Source organism: Gilvimarinus sp. 1_MG-2023, from assembly GCF_030548285.1.
In genome coordinates, this window is the sequence record NZ_JAUOSC010000293.1 from 1 (window position 1) to 385 (window position 385).

Sequence of the window (385 nt, forward strand, 5' to 3'; positions counted from 1 at the left end):
GCTGTGCGATGTCACGGCCGACATGAACGTCAACACCCAGGAAGCCTTTGGCCCGGTCGCTATTCTGAGCCGATTCACCGACTTCGACGACGCACTGAAAGAAGTGAACAACTCTGATTTTGGCCTGCAGGCTGGCATATTCACCAAAGACATCTACAAAGCCCAAAAAGCATGGGACGAGCTGGAAGTCGGTGGCGTAGTCATTGGTGATGTCCCCAGCTGGCGCGTCGACCATATGCCTTACGGCGGGGTAAAGGATTCCGGCATTGGCCGCGAAGGCGTGCGTTACGCCATCGAGGACATTACCGAAATCCGCTTGATGGTCCTGCGCAACCCGAACACGTAGCGTCAGTGGCCCATGCCTCCCGCTTGCGGTGTTAATGGC

At 56.9% G+C, this 385-nt stretch carries 1 protein-coding gene; it reads left to right on the top strand.

All coding sequences use genetic code 11. The annotated features are described in order from the left end of the window. A partial coding sequence (locus Q4563_RS16850) for an aldehyde dehydrogenase family protein (protein ID WP_303605310.1) occupies positions 1-346 on the top strand: 346 nt, incomplete at its 5' end. Positions 347-385: the final 39 nt, after the last annotated feature.